Origin of the sequence: Haloferax chudinovii, assembly GCF_042663345.1 — an archaeon.
Lineage (GTDB): Archaea > Halobacteriota > Halobacteria > Halobacteriales > Haloferacaceae > Haloferax > Haloferax chudinovii.
Genome location: NZ_JBHTAB010000009.1, coordinates 130,276 through 146,211, shown reverse-complemented (window position 1 = coordinate 146,211; position 15,936 = coordinate 130,276). Strand labels below are relative to the sequence as shown.

The window sequence follows — 15,936 nt, the reverse complement described above, 5'->3', positions numbered from 1 at the left end:
CGGTTCCTGTGCTCAGAACTGTCCCTAAAATCGGAAATAACATTGACAAATTGGCGGTTGATGAGAGTCGGACGACGCTTAAGTCCCCGCGGGGACAACGACCCCTCGATGGCATGGAAGTTCGAGCGAGTCGCGGGTCCGTTTCGGGCCACTGAGGGTCCGATTTGGACCGGGGACGCGGTTCGATTCACGGAGATACAGGAGCATCAGGTCCTCGAATACGACCCGGTGACGGGGGAGACGAGCGTCTACATCGACCCGACCGCCGGCGCGGTCGGCCTCCACGAGGGACGCGACGGCGAGCTGTACGCCTGCGAGGCCGAGGGTCACCGAATCGCCGCGCTGACCCCGGACGAACCCGCGTCGGTCGTCGTCGACGAGTTCGCTGGGACGCCGCTCAACGGGCCGAACGACCTCGAAATCGACCGCGATGGCGACGTCTGGTTCACCGACCCCGACGATAAGGACCGGGGATTGCTCGGCCACACCTCCGTCTTCCGCGCCGAACGGCCGGCTGTGGACGCGGACGCGAGCGGCGACTGGCAACTCGTCCACCTCACCGACGAGATGGACCGCCCGAACGGCATCCTCCTCTCGCCGGACGAGACGCGGCTGTACGTCGCCGAATGCACCTACGGCTCGGACCAAGACACCGACCTGCGGGCCTACCCGATTCGGGACGACGGGTCGCTCGGCCCCCGCGAGCTACTGCACGACTTCGGCGACCACCGCGGCATCGACGGCATGACACTCACGGCGTCGGGCGAAATCGTCGCCTGCGCCGGCTGGGAAAAAAGCGGTCCGGGACCGTCGATTTACGTGTTCTCCCCGGAGGGCGAAGTGCTCGAACGCCACCCGTTTCCCGAGAGCCGCCCGACGAACTGCACGCTCGGGGGGCCGGACGGCTCGACGCTCTACGTCGCGGACATGACGGGCAGTCTCTACGCGGCCGAGACCGACCGCTCGGCGTACGTTCGGTTCTGACCGAAACGGGACCGTGAGGACAGAGACGCTGGGTTGGATGCCGCCGGAACCGAACCCGAACGCGGCGACTCCGACGCGGGCGTCTCAGCGGAGCGGTTCGAACGCGTCGACCCCCGCCTGGGACGCGTCCATGTCTTCGGACACCGCGCCGCCGCTCGCGCCGACCGCGCCGACGATGACGCCGTCGTGTTCGAGCGGGAACCCGCCGCCGAAGACGACGACGCGACCGTTGTCGGTCGTGTGGAGGCCGTACACGTCGCCGCCGGGTTCGGCACCTTCCTTCAGTTCGTGGGTCGGCTTCTTCACCGCGGCCGCGGTGTAGGCCTTGTTCTGTGCGATGTTGCTCGCGACGAGCTTCGCACCGTCCATCCGGCGGAACCCGAGGAGGTTCCCCTCGCTGTTCGTCACCGCGAGGTTCAGCGGCACGCCGAGGTCTTCGGCTTTCTCCTCCGCCGCGTCGAGAATCGTCTTGGCTTCGGCTAGCGTCAGCTCTTGTACCATCGACTCGACCGTCGGCGTCTCGGAGCAAAAAACCACCGTTCGCGGGGAGAACAGCCGTCTTAGCGGACACAGGCGGAGATACGTCTCTCCGATCCGAATCGAACGCCGCGGGCTCGACTGCGCGTTTTGCGTTTCTCTGTCGTCGTCGCGTCGGCTTGAACGTACGGGTTATCTCGGGAGGGCGTTCCCCGACCGCTCGAACGACTCCACGTCGCCGGCGTCGGCGGCATCGACGAGGTCGTTGTTGACGAACAACCGCTCGCCGGTCGTGTTCGACAGCGAGAGGAACGTCCCCGTTCCCTCGGTCGCCCGGGCGTTCCGAACCGTGATGTCCGCGGTGTCGACGAGCGAAATCGCCGCCGTGTCGTCGTCGCGGTGGGCCTGTCTCCCGACGAAGCCGTCGACGAGCAGGTCGTCCACGCCTTCGCAGGCCAGTCCGCTCCGGTAGTAGTCGGCCAGGTCGCCGTCGTCATCCCACTCGACGGTCACGTCGCGCATCGTCACGTCGCGGGCGTTCTCGACGTGGACGCCGGCGATGTCGTTGGTGAAGATGGGCGTGACGACCGAACTCGGCTGGAGGTCGAAGTTGCCGCCCACCTCGTCGGCGTGGTCGCTCCCGGTGAGTTCGATGCGGACGTTGTCGAACTCGATGGTTTCGATGTCCGAGTCCTCGGAGCCGTAGACGAGCGCGCCGTTCTCGCTTCGCGCGACGATGTTCGAAAAGCGCACGTTCCGAATCCCGCCGAGGTCAGTGTCGTCGTCCCGCGGGACCGACGTGACGTAGATTGGTTCGCCCTTGCCCCACCACGGGCCGGGGAGCATGTTGGAGTTGACGACGATGTCGGTGAAAAGCACGTTCTCGACGACGCCCGAATCGCGGTGCTGGATGCCGAGACCGCGGTTCGACTCCTGCACGACGATGTTCTGGAACAGGCAGTCGCGAATCGTGTCGTCGGTGCCCGAGCCGAACTTGATGGCGCAGGCGCTCGACCGGAGCGTGCAGTTCGTCACGACGATGCCCTCGCAGGTCGTCGGCTCGTCGGGGCGCGCGCCGAAGGTGATGCTGTCGTCGCACGACTGGATGGTGCAGTCGGAGATGTGGACGTTCCGCGTGTCGCCGAGCGCGATGCCGTCGCAGTTCGGGATGAGCAGGTGGTTGAGGATGTCGACGCCGCGGATATCGACCTCCTCGGTCCCGTGGAACGACAGCGTCCACGCGGGCATATCGCGGATGGTCACGTCGCGGACGCGGACGTTCGTGCAGTTGTTGAACCGGAACATCGGGCCGGGGCGGAAGTCGGGTTTGGCGACCGGCCAGCCCTCGGTCCCTCCCGTCCGCGAGAGGTAGGCGTCGCCCTGTCGGGCCTCGTGGGGGCCGTTCGAGATGAGCGGGTGCGACGCGCTCTCGTTGGAGTGGCCCTGAATGGGCGTGTCCATCCGCATGAACTCGGTCCCGAGGCCGTCGAACTCGCCCTCGCCGGCGATGGTGACGTTCTCTACGTCCTCGGCGAGGAAGAAGATGCGCTCGTCGTCGGGGCCGATGAACTTGTCCGTGTACTCGGACTCGTCTTTCGCGGGGCTGACGACCGCCCCGGCTTCCAGATACAGCGTCACGTTACTTCGGAGATGGACGGTTCCGACGATGTATGTCCCGCTGGGGACGGTGACGGTTCCGCCACCGGACTCAGAGCAGTCGTCGATGGCCGTCTGGAACGCCTCGGTCTGGAGGTCGTCCGTTTCGTTGGCGTAGGCTGTCACGTCGAAGGCACTCGCTGTGGGCGGCATGTACCCGTACCGTCGCGGTGACCTATCTTTATACTACTGGTGGTCGGAGTTCGGCCGTGAGTGATGCTCGCCCAAACGTCCTGTTCGTGATGACTGACCAGCAACGGTCGGACGCGATTGGGGCGCTCGGAAACAGTCGAATCCACACCCCGAACATCGACCGCCTCGTCGACCGCGGCGTCTCCTTCACCAACGCCTACTCGCCGGACCCCATCTGCATCCCGGCGCGACACACGATTCGAACCGGCTGTGAGGCCGTCTCGACGGGTTATCTCGGGAACGAAAAGCGCGACGCCAGACACCTCGAACAGCGGTGCGGCCCCTTCCTCGCCCGAAGCATGCGCGAGCGGGGCTACCGGACGTTCCTCGTCGGGAAGTACCACGCCCACCCGCGCGACATCGACCTCGGCTACGACCACCGCCTGAGTTTCGAGGCGTTCCGCGAGGAGACCGGCCACGAGGTCAAGACGACCGCCCGGCAGGGCGCGATGGTCCACCTCCCCCAACAGAACCGACTCCCGCCGGACGACAACTACGAGGCGTGGATGACCGACCGCGCGGTCGACCTCGTCGGCCGCGACACCGACGAGCCGTTTTTCGGCCTCGTCTCGTACGAACCGCCGCACCCGCCGTTCGCGCCGTCGCCGCCCTTCGACCGGATGTACGACCCCGAGCGGCTCGAAACCCCGGTCAAAGGCGACCGAGAAACCGACCATATGGACGAGAAGATTCCCGCCCAGAACCACCACTTCTGGACGACCCGCGAGGGGGGCATCGACGACACCACCGCTCGGGTCATCAAGGCGTACTACTACGGCATGATTTCCGAGGTCGACCGCCGAATCGGTCGCCTGCTCGACGCGGTCGAAGCCCGCGACGACGCCGATAACACCCTCATCTGTTTCTTCTCGGACCACGGCGAACTCCTCGGCGACCACCGCGGCTGGGAGAAGTCGTCGTTCTTCGAGTCGTCGTGCCGCGTCCCGTTCCTCGTGAGTTGGCCCGCGGAGCTACCGGCCGGCGAGCGCCGCGACGACCTCGTGGCGTTGACTGACCTGTTCGGCATCGCGACGACCGCCGCGGGCGACCGAGAACTCCGCGACGGCGTCGACGTGCTCGGGACGATTCGGGGCGACGCGGAGCCGAGAGCGCGGCTGTTCGGCTACCACCGGACGCCGCGGCTCCCGCCGAACTTCACCGGGATGGTCCGCGAGGGTCGCTGGAAGTACGTGTTCATGCGCAACGGCGGCCGCGAACAGCTGTTCGACCTCGCGGCCGACCCGAACGAACTCGGCGAGTGCGCCGCCGACAACCCCGAGGTCGTCGCCGAACTCCGCGCCGCGCTGGCGGAAAAGCTGACCGACGCGGGGGCCGACGAGTTCGTCGAGAACGGGTCGCTCCGACGCGCGCCGTACCAAGAAATCGACATGGGCCGGCTCGTCCGCGAGCCGTATCCCGAGGAGCCGGCGGACGTGCTGGACTGACGCGCCGTCGCCGCCGGGCTTTGTCCCCTTTCGGCTCCAGTTGTTCGGCTCCAGTTGTTCGATCCCCGTTCGGTCCCCATCATCCGGCGGTCGTCGGCCTCCGAAGCCGTCGGTCTCGCCGTACTTTTATGAGCGTTCCGCGTAACCGACTACCACGAATGGAGATTAGCGACATCCGTACCATCCGGTTCAGCTGTGAGTCCCACATCGACCCCGACGAGAAGGGCCACGGCCATCCCGGCGAGCCGAGGGAGTCGACACGGACCATCACCCACGTCGTCGTCGACGGCGGCCCGGACGGCTACTGCCGCGGCGGCCACGAGGCGGCCAACGAGTTCGCGAAAAAGCACCTCGTCGGCGAGAACCCGCTGTACCGCGAGAAGCTCTGGCAACTGCTCTGCCGGGCCGAGCGACTGAACAAGGGAACGCTCACGGACAAGCGCGTCGCGCCCATCGACTGCGCGCTCTGGGACGTCGCCGGCAAGGACGCCGGCCTCCCGGTCTACCAACTCATCGGAGCGGCCCGCGATTCGGTCCCGGCGTACGGCAGTACGATGGTCGGCGACGACGACCCCGACGGACTCGGCTCGCCCGAGGCGTACGCCGACTTCGCCGAGGAACTCGTCGCGGAGGGCTATCAAGCCGTCAAGCTCCACACGTGGATGCCGCCGTTCGGCGACGACCCCGAACAGGACATCGCCGCCTGCCGGGCCGTCCGCGAGCGGGTCGGCGACGATATCGACCTCATGCTCGACGCCCACCACTTCTACAGCCGGAGCGAGGCCAAGAAAATCGGAAAGGCGCTCGAAGACCTCGACTTCCGCTGGATAGAGGAGCCGATGGACGAACACTCGATGTCCTCCTACGAGTGGCTCTCGAACGAACTCGACATCGCCGTCGTCGGCCCCGAGACCGCCGAGGGTCGGATGCACACCCGCGCCGAGTGGATAAAGCGGGACATCGCCGACATCATCCGCGTCGGCGTCTACGACGTGGGCGGCATCACGCCGGCGCTGAAGGCGGTCGGTCTCTGCGAGTCGTTCAACATCGAGTGCGAGATTCACGGCCGCGACGCGCCCAACCTCCAACTGCTCGGGACGATGGCGTTCCCCGGCCGGTACTACGAGCGCGGCCTCCTGCACCCGAACCACGACTACGAGACGTACTTCCCCGGCCTCGAACACCCGCCGGACGAAATCGACGAGAACGGCGTGGTCGAACTCCCGCAGACGCCCGGCCTCGGCTACGCGTTCGACTGGGACTACATCGACGCTAACCGCGTCGCGTAACCGCGTCGGCAGGCGGGACGGGACGACCTTCCGGGCGCGACGAGAGAACGAAGACGCGACGGCGGTCGCTCGCGGGACGCTGTTTCTTTTTTGCGTCGGCGATTCAGTTCGGCGCTCGATGTCGGTGACGGCCTCGCGCGGTCAGTTGTACGCGCCCCAGAGTCGGAGTAGCAGGTAGGCGCCGACGCCGACGCCGACGAGCGAAATGCCCCAGACGCCGAACATCCCCGCGAGCGTTCCGTCGAGGACGAAGCGCGCGAGGAGAATCATGCAGACGCCCGAGAGCACGGTCATGATGAAGTTCCGGTGCGAGGACGCGGCCTTCCGGAGCGAAGGCACGCGCGATGCGTTGACTGACATGCGTACTCACACGGTAGCCCTCCGCACACAAATAGATACTGTTCGCTCTGGGGTCGTTCGACCGATTCGGACGGCTCTGCGGGGCGAAAACGGGTCCTCTGAAAACGGGCCGGGCGGTTGCGGACGGTGTGGGTCAGTCGTCGACGATGCTCGGACTGTCCCAGTACTCGTGGGTGTCGTCTGCGCGGAAACACCGCGCGGCGTGGCCGTCCTCGTTTTCGAACGCGCCCGGGTCGTTGGTCTCACAGACCTCTCGTGCCTTCGGACACCGCGGGTGGAAGTGACAGCCGCTGGGCCGGTTCGTCGGGTCGGGGATGTCGATTTTCCGAATCGGAAGGTCGTCGTCCTCGTCGCCCTCGTAGAGGTTCGGCGTCGCCCACTTCAGCGCCTGCGTGTAGGGGTGTTGGGGGTCGCCGATGACCTGCTCTATCGGCCCGACTTCGACGATGCGACCGAGATACATGACGGCGATGCGGCCGCCGGACTTCTCGGCGATGTACCGGGCGTTCGAGAGGTCGTGGCTGATGAAGACGTAGGAGGTGTTGAACAGGTCCTGCAGTTCGAGCATCAGATCCATCATCTCCACTCGGAGGCTCACGTCGAGGGCGCTGATGGCCTCGTCGGCGAGGATGACGTCCGGGTTCAACAACAGCGACCGGACCAACACGACGCGCTGTTTCTCGCCGCCCGAGAGCTGGTGTGGGAACCGCTCGACGAAGTCCTCGGCGGGCGTGAGCCCGACGCGTTCGAGAAGCGCGTAGATGCGCTTTCTACGCTCTTCTTCGCCGAGGTTCGGGTTCCACTTCTTCAGGGGGAGCATCAGCGAGGTGAGGATGCGCTGGTTCGGGTTCAGCGCGCTCCCGGGGTCCTGGTGGATTATCTGGAGCGACCGCCGAATCTCCGAGAACGGGATGTCCGGGTTGCGGCCGTTTTTCGCCTCCCAGATGTCCTGTCCGCGGTAGGTAATCGAGCCGTGGGTCGGCTCCTGCGCGCCGATTATCGCCTTGCCCAACGTCGACTTGCCACAGCCGGACTCGCCGATGAGCGTGACCACGTCGTTCTCGCCGATGTCGAGCGAGATGCCGTCGACGGCGCGGACCGTCCGCCGCTCGCCGAACAGGCCGAGGAAGCCGCTACTGTCCGTGAAGTGGACCGACACGTCGTCGACCGAGAGGATGGAGTTGTCGACGCTCATTCCGACTCACCGCCCTCTTCGGCCGCTTCCATCGCGGGAATCGGAATCTCGTCGGACACGTCGTCGTGGTAGAAACACGCGGTTCGGTGGCCGTTTCCGCGGTCGGCCATCGGCGGCTCCGCCTCCGCGCAGGACTCGTCGGCCATCGGGCACCGCGGCCGGTACGAACAGCCCGGAACGTTGGTCACCGGGTCGGGCTTCGACCCCGAGATGGACTGCATCTCCTCGATGGGCGCGTTCAGGTCCGGCGTCGCATTGAGGAGCGACCGCGTGTACGGGTGCGCCGCGTCGTACAGTATCTCCTCGGTCGAGCCGACCTCGACGATGTCGAACGCGTACATCACGACGAGCCGGTCGGCGAGCTTGGTGAGAAGCGGCAGGTCGTGCGTGATGAAGATGATAGTCAGGTCGTACTCCGATTTGAGCTCCTTGAGCAGGGAGACGATAGAGCGTTGCATCAGGAGGTCGAGCGCGGCGGTCGGCTCGTCCATCACGAGCACCTCCGGTTCGAGGATGAGCGCGAGCGCGACGAGCGCGCGCTGTTTCATCCCGCCCGAGAGCTCGTAGGGGTACGAGTCGAGGACGCGGTCGGGGTCGAGGTAGAGGTCGCCCAGAATCTGGCGGGCGCGTTCGAGCCCCGCCTCCACGTCGCGGTTGTGGTCTTCGAGGGTCTCCCTGAAGTGGCCGCGGACCTTCTTGACGGGGTTGAACGAACTCATCGCGCCTTGGAACACCATGGCGACTTCGCCCCAGCGGAACTTCCGAAGCTCCTCTTCGTCGAGGTCGAGCACCGAAATCGGTTCGCCGCCGTCGGGTGGGTAGTAGGTGACCTCGCCGGAGGTGTCTCCCGGGCTGACGACCGCGTTCATCAACGCGGACGAGGTCATCGACTTGCCGCTCCCGCTTTCGCCGACCATGCCGAGCGTCTCGTTGCGGTAGATGTCGAAGTCGACGTTGCGGACGACTCTCGATTCGCCTCGGTTCGTCCCGAAGGTGACCTCAAGGTCGCGGACCTCGAACACGACGTCTTGGTCCGGGTTCGAGTCGTTCTGATTCGACGTTCGCATTGCTTGGTTGGTAGTCATGGGCTGGTAATAGGTGTTGGCACGGGGTCAGTCCCCGCCGGTCGCCTGCGATTGGTTGTTTTTCGAGGTGTCTCTCTTCGAGGTGTTCGCGTGGCGGGCTCGGAGGCGGACGTTGAACAGGCTGTCGAGCCCCTGCGACAGGAGGACGAGCCCGAACGACAGCAGGAAGATGCAGACCATGGGCGCGACCATCCACGGGAGCATGTCCGGGCGGGTGAGCGCGTTGCCCTCGTAGGCGAGGTTCATCATCACGCCCCAGTTGAACGTGGTAAACGGCAGGATGCCGAGGAAGTACAGCCCCACGGACTCGAAGATGATGCGCCGGGAGGTGAGCGCCCCGTTTATCATCACGTACGGCATGAGCTGTGAGAGGATGTCCCGCCGGAGAATCGACGACAGCGGGATGCCCATGATTTCGGACGCCTCGACGTAGGACTCCTCGCGGATGCTCAGCACCTGCGAGCGGACGGTCCGCGCCAGCCCCGGCCAGTTGTCGATGCCGAGGAACACCCCGACGATGTAGGGGTTCTCGGGCTGGAAGATGGCCGTGATGACGATGATGAGCGGCAGGCCCGGAATCGTGATGACTACGTCGGTGACGGTCATCAGGAACGAGTCGATGCGCGTGCCGTGTTCGAAGCCGGCGACGACGCCCACGAGGGCGGCGAAGCCGACGCTCACGACCGCGCCCGCGAATATCATCTTGAACATGCCCGGTGTCGCGTGGATGAGTTGGGCGTGAATCGGCTGGCCGAACACGTCGGTGCCGAGCGGGTACGCGAGCGATTCGAACGGCGCGGCGAGGACGGGGGCGTCCCCACTTGTCGGTCGCTCGACGAGGACGACGCCGACGGTGCCCATGAGGAGGAAGAACGCGAGAATCGCGCCGCCGACGAGCGCGCGCCAGTCGGCGACCGCGATGCGCGCGGGAGCGACGACGTTCATCTCGAGGAACCGCTTTGCGCGGTCGGCCCGCGATTCCGGGTCCGGGTCGATGTCCTCGTCGTAGAGGTCCTTCAGGTCGAACGAGTCGGAGTGTGCTTCGCTCATGGTTACTCCTCACCCACCGAGATGCGCGGGTCGATGAGCGTGTACGTGAGGTCGGCGATGAAGATGGCGGTCAGCGAAATCGCGGTGAACACGAGGAGCGTGCCCATCAAAAGCGGGTAGTCCTGCGTCTTGACCGCCTCGAACATCAGGAGGCCCATGCCCGGGTACGCGAAGACCTCCTCGACGATGACGGCACTGCTGAAGACGCCGGCGATGCCGATCATGAACTGCGTGTACATCGGGAGGATGGAGTTGTGCCCGAGGTACTGCGTGGCGATTCGGGTTTCGCGGAGGCCGCGGAGCTGTGCCACGCGGATGTAGTCCTCGCCGAGGACGCGAATCGCGTTGCCGCGCATGGCGAGCGCGCCGGAGGTCGCGAGCGCGCCCATCGAAATCGCCGGGAGCGCCGCGTGCTTCACGAGGCTGAGCATGAACTCGGGGTTGTACCCCGCCGCGATTCCCGAGCCGATGCGGCCGCCCGTCGGGAAGTAGTTGTTCTGGATGGCGAGGAAGTAGATGAGCACGACGCCGACGATGTAGTACGGAATCGAGTTGAGCCCGATGATGAGCGATGACACCGTGGAGTCGAACCGTGACTTCTCCCGGTAGGCCGTCATCACGCCGAGGAAGATGCTCAGCGAGTAGCCCAACGCGAGCGCGTAGACGCTGATGAACATCGACCACGGGATGCGCTGCATGATGAGCGTCGTGACCTCCTCGTTCTTGAAGAACGAGGTGCCGAGGTCCTGCCGGAGAATCACGTCAGACGCGTAGTTGAAGTACTGTACGTGCATCGGCTGGTCCGGATTCACGTTCGTGTAGAGCTGTATCATCCTGTTCAGTCGGTCGATGTCGACGCTTCCGCCGCTCTGGGAGAGAATCACGCTCCGCATCGCTTCCGTCGGGCCACCGGGCATGGCCTGATACAGCAGAAACGAGACCGTCATCGTGACGAGAAACGTCAGTATCGCTTGCCCGAGACGCTTCAACAAATACTTTGGTGTCATTATTAATAGTTTGGCTTCTAGCGTGAGAGAGCTTAATTGTGGTGGTTAAGCCCGTTGGGATGCCGTCTCACCTTACTGCGAGTTCGAGCTAATCCATCCGTTCTTGAAGGAGAACTCGCCCGGCCGGTTCGTGTTGAGTTCGTAGTCGTCGCCCGTCGGCATGGAGAAGTCCTGCGTGTCGCCCCAGTAGCCGGAGTCCTCCTCGACGAAGACGAAGTCGGGAAGTGCGTAGTTGAACCACTGGACGAGGTCGCGGGTCCGCTCTCTGACCTGCTCTGCGGACTCGGAGTTCGGCAGGTCGTTCATCAGCTGTGCGGGCTGGATTTCCTTGCCGCTTCCCGAGATCTCGGTCGCGCCGACCTCGCTCGGGATGGTCGTCGTAAAGGGCTTGCCGGTCGGACCGGTCTCGTTCCCGCTTTCGGGGTCGCCGACCTCGATGCCGTAGAAGTTGTTCGAGAAGTACGCCGTCGGGTGCCACAGCGCCTTCGCGACGTGCCATATCCAGAAGATGTCCGCCTCGTACGTTTGGAGCCGCTGGTAGTAGTCGGTCGAGCTGACCGTGCTAATCTCGGTCTGGAGGCCGAACGCGTTGAGCTGGTCGTTGAACACCTTCGTCGCCTGCACCTGGGTGTTGTTGTTCTGCGTGAGGACGGTGAAGGTGAACGACTCGCCGTTCGGGTCGACCCACGTGCCGTTCTCCTTGGTGTAGCCGGCGTCTTCGAGCAGTTGCGTCGCGGCGTCGAGGTCCTTGCCCACCGGGTAGTCGATGAGCTGGTCGACGAAGTCCGAACCGAGGTACTCCTCGTGAATCGTCGAGCGTAGTGCCGTCTGGTTCTCGGCGGGCGCGCCGACGGTTCCGGCCTGTCGCATCGCGGCGACCATCGACTCGAAGTCGACCGCGTTGACGATGGCGCGTCGGACGGGGAGCCGCGCGATGTGTTCGTTTTTGAAGTTGAACGTGAACTTCTGCGTGCGGAACCAGTTGAGCCGGTAGACGTTCTCGATGTTGTCCGGGTACCGGGACTGCTGGGACTCCGACATGAGCACGTCGGGGTTCATGTCGAGCTGGTCGTTCACCGACAGCGACTCCACGTCGGCGGTCGTCTCGGGGATGATGCGCACCTTCGGGATGTCCGTCCGACTCGCGTACGGGTGGCCCTCGAACTTCTCGAGGACGGTCTCCGAGGAGTTGAAGCCGGTGACGCGGTACAGCGCGTTGCCGAGCCCCTCGTCGATGAGCTGTTGGGTCGTGATGCTCATGTCGAGGAGGTCGCTCGTCACGCTCTCGCGCTCGCTGTCACTCGATGCTTCCTCGTAGCGCGTGAGGTACTCGCGGTAAATCGACCGCGGGGTGTTGACGAACGTCTCGGCGACGTTCGCCTTCATCAGGTTGGGCGAAACGGCGGTCTTGAACGTCCGCTCGATGGTGTAGTCGTCGACCAGCGTGTTGCTCTCGATGGGCGACTCCTCGGGCGACTGCAGGCGGTCGATCTCGAGGCCGATGTAGTAGTCTTCGGCCGTCAGGTCGTCGCCGTTCCACCACTTGAACCCCTCGGGGAACGTCAGCGTGAGCGTCCGCCCGTCGACGCTCATGTCGTCGAGCAGGTCGGGTCGGACCGTCCCGTCGGCGTAGCCGCGCGCGACTTCCTCGAACAGTTGGTCTTGCAGGGTGTGCGCGTAGTTGCCGAGGCTGTAGCGGTTGAACTGCACGTCGGTCGCGGGTCGGCCCGCGGGGTAATCGAGAGTGTCGTCGGCGAGGCTCGCCCCAGATTCGGTGTTCGTGCCGCCGTCCGTGCCGTCTTCGGTGCCGCCGTTTTCGGTCGTCTGCCCCGAACTATCGAAACAGCCGGCCAGTCCAGCCGTCCCGGCCACCGCCCCGTACTTGATAAGGTCTCGTCTACTCCAGTTGGTTGAACGTTTTCCAGCCATGCGGTATCATCTATCATGATACTCCCTGTTAATATAGATACTGGATTTACCCATACTGACCATGATAGAGAAAATATCTGTTCTGCTCGGTCGCGATGGCACGTCGGCGTCCCTCTCACCCGCTCCTCGCCGTCCACAGCAACAGTCCGAGCATCACGACCGCTAACCCGCCGAACGTCGTCAGCTGGAGATAGACGAGCGCGTGAGTCGTCGTCCCCGACTCGATAGACGGTAACGAGACGAGAAGCAGGGCGATGGAGGCGAGCGAGATGACGAAGACGAACTTCATTCGGGTCTCGTAATCGCGGAGCACGTCGGCGAGACTCGTTTCGGGCATATCTGCGTAGAGTACCGCGGTGTATTTCAGTATACTGCCCCGCCTGTCGCGCTCGCGCCGTCCGTTCCTGCGGTAGACTTAGATAAGACGAGGCGGAATGGGGGTGCATGGACAGAGGCTTAGTACTCATCGAGAACACCGACTCGCACGCCGACCTCCTGCGGGAGGCCAGAGAACACGCGCTGGGCGCGGACGCCGACCTCGTCCTCCTCGTCACACTCACCGAAGACGAGTTCGAGGAGACTCAGGAGGTCCTCGACACCATCGGCGACGTCGAACACACGTCGTACACGGAACAGGACGCGTTCAAAGGCGCGATGAACGACGCCGAGGAAGTCGCCCGCGAGGTCTTTTCGACCGACGACGAGGTGTCCTACGACATCGTCCCGCGTATCGCCAGCGAGAAAGAGCGCGCCGAGACCGTCATCGAGGTCGCCGACGAGGAGGGCGCAGACCACGTGTTCATCCTCGGTCGGAAGCGGTCGCCGACCGGGAAGGCGCTGTTCGGCGACCTCGCGCAGTTCGTGATTCTCAACTTCGACGGCTACGTGACGCTTCACACCGAGTGAGCGTCGCCGCGGCGGACTGACCCGACTCCCGTTTTTTCTGACTCCGCGACCGCGTAGTCGTCAGTACTCGGCCGTTCGAGACTACTCCGGCGGGCTGTCCCACTCCTCGCCGTCGTCCTGCGGGTGGTAGCCGATCTGCGAGCGGGCGTGTTCGAGGTCGTACCACCGGCGCTGGTTGTCGCTCACGCCGCTGAAGACGCCGAACTCGACGTCGTCGTCCTGCAGACAGCAGTCGATTTCGTGGGCGAAGTCGCGGCGGGACTGCCACATCGCCTTCATGCGACCGACAGTCTCCTCGTACTCGGCGCTCCCGCGCTCGAACTCGCCGTTCTCGACGGCGGCCTCGGCGTCGCCGTAGGGGTGGTCGTACTCGGGCATCCGGACACTGCACACCCGGAGGGCGTAGAACTGCTTGGGGTATTCGTAGTTCTCGACGTAGTACCGGCCCATGTCCTCGCCGTAGGCCTTCGACGCGCCGTAGAACGAGTCGGGACGAACGGGGTCTTCGTGGCCGATGACGAGCCCGTGGCCCGGCTCGTAAATCTCGGGGGCGAACTCGTCTTCGTAGCCGCCCATGACGTGGTTCGTCGAGAGGAAGACGAACGACTCGATTTCGTTCTCGCGGGCGACTTCGAGCGCGTTGTACATCCCGATGATGTTGGGTTCGAAGACGTCCTCCCACGTGCCGTCGGTGTAGGGGTACGCCGCCATGTGGACCATCGCGTCCTGTCCCGCCGCGGCGTCGTTGAGGGCGTCGTAGTCGGAGACGTCGCCGACGATGGTGTCGTGACCGCCGTAGGGGTGGTCGTCGGGTCGGTCGGAGCGGTTGAAGTACGTGAAGTCGTAGGCGTCGTCGTCGTGCAGGTGGTCTATGACTGCGGTGCCGCACCGGCCATAGACGCCGGTCATCAAGACGTCCATACGAATCCACTCTGACCAAATCGTAATAAATTGATGGGTGACCGCGAAATCCGACTTCGACTCGGGTGCCGCTCCGGCCCGCTCGTTCGGTTCACAAAGCCTGAACGTCGCGTCCCAAATGGACGATTCGCGGGCCCTCTCGCGCGTGAACGTCGGATTCAGGGGTTGACGATGGCTTTATCACGGTTGACTCAGATTGACTGTACCATGCCACTCGCAGACGACCGTGTACGCAGTCGTCTCCGTGGCGTCGCCGTCGGCTTGCTCACGCCGTTCGACGACGACCTGGAGATTCGACACGACAGACTCGAAGCGAACGCGAAATCGCTTTCCGGCGACGGTATCTCGTCGTTCCTCGCGGCCGCGAACATCAGCGAATATCACTCTCTGTCCCAACAGGAGCGCGTCGACGTGACGGAGACGGCGGCCGACGCGCTTCCCGACAGCGCCTGCGTCCTCGCCGGCGTCGGCGGGTCGACGAAGGCCGCGACGGACCTCATGGACGCCTACGACCGCGTCGGCGTTGACGCCATGATGGTCATGCCGCCGGACCACACCTACGTCCACGAACGGGGCCTCATCCGCTACTACGAGAAACTCGACGCCGCGACCGACACGCCGCTCGTTCCCTACGTCCGCGGCTTCGACCCTTCGGTCTCTTTCCTCCGCGACCTCTCGCGCATCGAGGGCGTCGTCGGCGTCAAGTACGCCATCGAGGACCCGGTCAAACTCGGCTCGGCCGTCGCCGCCGCCGACGACGACGTGGTCTGGGTAGACGGCCTCGCGGAACCGTACGCCGTCTCGTTTTGGAACGAGGGTATCGAGGGCTTCTCGGCGGGGGTCAGTAACTTCCGCCCGGAAATCGGCCTCGCGCTGTTCGACGCGCTCGCCGCGGAGAACTGGGAACGCGCCCGCGAGATTCGCGACCTGACGCTTCCGTTCCAAGCCCTCCGCGGCGAGACGGGCCAGGACAACGACCTCCCCGGCGCAATCAGCGTTCCGGTGGTGAAGAAGGGCCTCGAACTGGCCGGCCTGCACGGCGGGTCGGTCCGCGAGCCGATTCGGTCGCTGTCGACCGAAGACGAGCGCCGCGCCGAAGAACTGTACGAGGAACTCGACGACGGTATCGCCCGCGTCATCGACTGACTGACGGCCTCGACTCGAACGCACCTGACGACTCGGACCGCACCGAAACCGACTGACCACCACCCACACTGTCTGACGGCTCCCGACTGTGCCCGTCGGGGGCACCACTCACCGCCTTCTGCCGTCTCACCGCCGAGTCGCTTCCGCGCCGCTGTCCTCCGCATCTCTGCCCTCTTCGACATCGTGTTATCTTCCCGGCCGCGATGGTCAGCCACGCTCGCTTGCTTCCGACAGCGGAGCGGGTGAGCCGACCGAACCGACCGTCGCGGCGTCGTCGTATTCTCGCGGGACGTT

General features: G+C 64.9%; 15 protein-coding genes. 5 read left to right on the top strand and 10 right to left on the bottom strand.

Translation table 11 applies throughout. From position 1 onward, the window contains the following. Nucleotides 1–108: 108 nt before the first annotated feature. On the top strand, nucleotides 109–984 hold the full coding sequence (locus tag ACFQI8_RS15355) for an SMP-30/gluconolactonase/LRE family protein (protein WP_390246298.1): 876 nt from the start codon (nucleotides 109–111) through the stop codon (nucleotides 982–984). Between the two features lie 84 nt (nucleotides 985–1,068). Here ACFQI8_RS15355 and ACFQI8_RS15350 read toward each other — a convergent pair whose 3' ends face one another. After that, nucleotides 1,069–1,485, bottom strand: coding sequence for a GlcG/HbpS family heme-binding protein (locus ACFQI8_RS15350; RefSeq protein WP_390246296.1), 417 nt, complete (start codon nucleotides 1,483–1,485; stop codon nucleotides 1,069–1,071). A gap of 168 nt (nucleotides 1,486–1,653) precedes the next feature. After that, a complete protein-coding gene (locus ACFQI8_RS15345) occupies nucleotides 1,654–3,270 on the bottom strand; it encodes a glycosyl hydrolase family 28 protein (protein WP_390246294.1) in 1,617 nt (538 codons plus the stop codon). A 56-nt stretch (nucleotides 3,271–3,326) separates the two neighbouring features. On the opposite strand from ACFQI8_RS15345, the gene ACFQI8_RS15340 reads away from it, so the two are divergent. Further along, nucleotides 3,327–4,754 carry a sulfatase family protein gene (locus tag ACFQI8_RS15340; protein ID WP_390246292.1) on the top strand — a complete coding sequence of 476 codons (1,428 nt, stop codon included), beginning with the start codon at nucleotides 3,327–3,329 and terminating at the stop codon, nucleotides 4,752–4,754. A gap of 158 nt (nucleotides 4,755–4,912) precedes the next feature. Continuing rightward, nucleotides 4,913–6,043 carry an enolase C-terminal domain-like protein gene (locus ACFQI8_RS15335; protein WP_390246290.1) on the top strand — a complete coding sequence of 377 codons (1,131 nt, stop codon included), beginning with the start codon at nucleotides 4,913–4,915 and terminating at the stop codon, nucleotides 6,041–6,043. A gap of 141 nt (nucleotides 6,044–6,184) precedes the next feature. Here the strand turns inward: ACFQI8_RS15335 and ACFQI8_RS15330 are convergent, their stop codons facing one another. The 7 genes from ACFQI8_RS15330 to ACFQI8_RS15300 all read right to left on the bottom strand — a co-directional run bounded on the left by ACFQI8_RS15330 (nucleotide 6,185) and on the right by ACFQI8_RS15300 (nucleotide 13,006). Next, nucleotides 6,185–6,403, bottom strand: a complete 219-nt coding sequence (locus ACFQI8_RS15330; protein WP_390246288.1) for a hypothetical protein — start codon at nucleotides 6,401–6,403, stop codon at nucleotides 6,185–6,187. A gap of 133 nt (nucleotides 6,404–6,536) precedes the next feature. Further along, nucleotides 6,537–7,598, bottom strand: a complete 1,062-nt coding sequence (locus ACFQI8_RS15325; protein WP_390246286.1) for an ABC transporter ATP-binding protein — start codon at nucleotides 7,596–7,598, stop codon at nucleotides 6,537–6,539. Continuing rightward, entirely contained in the window at nucleotides 7,595–8,665 is a 1,071-nt protein-coding gene (locus ACFQI8_RS15320; RefSeq protein ID WP_390246284.1) for an ABC transporter ATP-binding protein, read from the bottom strand. The genes ACFQI8_RS15325 and ACFQI8_RS15320 overlap by 4 nt, the downstream gene beginning before the upstream one ends. 45 nt (nucleotides 8,666–8,710) lie before the next feature. Further along, the gene (locus tag ACFQI8_RS15315; RefSeq protein ID WP_390246282.1) at nucleotides 8,711–9,733 is read right to left on the bottom strand and encodes an ABC transporter permease; all 1,023 of its coding nucleotides are present in this window, start codon (nucleotides 9,731–9,733) and stop codon (nucleotides 8,711–8,713) included. Nucleotides 9,734–9,735: 2 nt separating this feature from the next. Then, the gene (locus tag ACFQI8_RS15310) at nucleotides 9,736–10,740 is read right to left on the bottom strand and encodes an ABC transporter permease (RefSeq protein WP_390246280.1); all 1,005 of its coding nucleotides are present in this window, start codon (nucleotides 10,738–10,740) and stop codon (nucleotides 9,736–9,738) included. 72 nt (nucleotides 10,741–10,812) lie between these two features. Further along, nucleotides 10,813–12,612, bottom strand: a complete 1,800-nt coding sequence (locus ACFQI8_RS15305; RefSeq protein WP_390246365.1) for an ABC transporter substrate-binding protein — start codon at nucleotides 12,610–12,612, stop codon at nucleotides 10,813–10,815. Between the two features lie 172 nt (nucleotides 12,613–12,784). After that, a complete protein-coding gene (locus tag ACFQI8_RS15300; RefSeq protein WP_390246278.1) occupies nucleotides 12,785–13,006 on the bottom strand; it encodes a hypothetical protein in 222 nt (73 codons plus the stop codon). A gap of 107 nt (nucleotides 13,007–13,113) precedes the next feature. Here ACFQI8_RS15300 and ACFQI8_RS15295 point away from each other — a divergent pair, with 107 nt between their 5' ends. Further along, nucleotides 13,114–13,575, top strand: coding sequence for a universal stress protein (locus ACFQI8_RS15295; protein ID WP_390246276.1), 462 nt, complete (start codon nucleotides 13,114–13,116; stop codon nucleotides 13,573–13,575). An 81-nt stretch (nucleotides 13,576–13,656) separates the two neighbouring features. Here ACFQI8_RS15295 and ACFQI8_RS15290 read toward each other — a convergent pair whose 3' ends face one another. After that, nucleotides 13,657–14,496, bottom strand: coding sequence for an NAD-dependent epimerase/dehydratase family protein (locus ACFQI8_RS15290; RefSeq protein WP_390246274.1), 840 nt, complete (start codon nucleotides 14,494–14,496; stop codon nucleotides 13,657–13,659). A 207-nt stretch (nucleotides 14,497–14,703) separates the two neighbouring features. On the opposite strand from ACFQI8_RS15290, the gene ACFQI8_RS15285 reads away from it, so the two are divergent. Continuing rightward, nucleotides 14,704–15,642 (top strand): dihydrodipicolinate synthase family protein, encoded by a 939-nt coding sequence (locus ACFQI8_RS15285; RefSeq protein WP_390246272.1) that lies wholly within the window; start codon nucleotides 14,704–14,706, stop codon nucleotides 15,640–15,642. Nucleotides 15,643–15,936 lie beyond the last annotated feature (294 nt).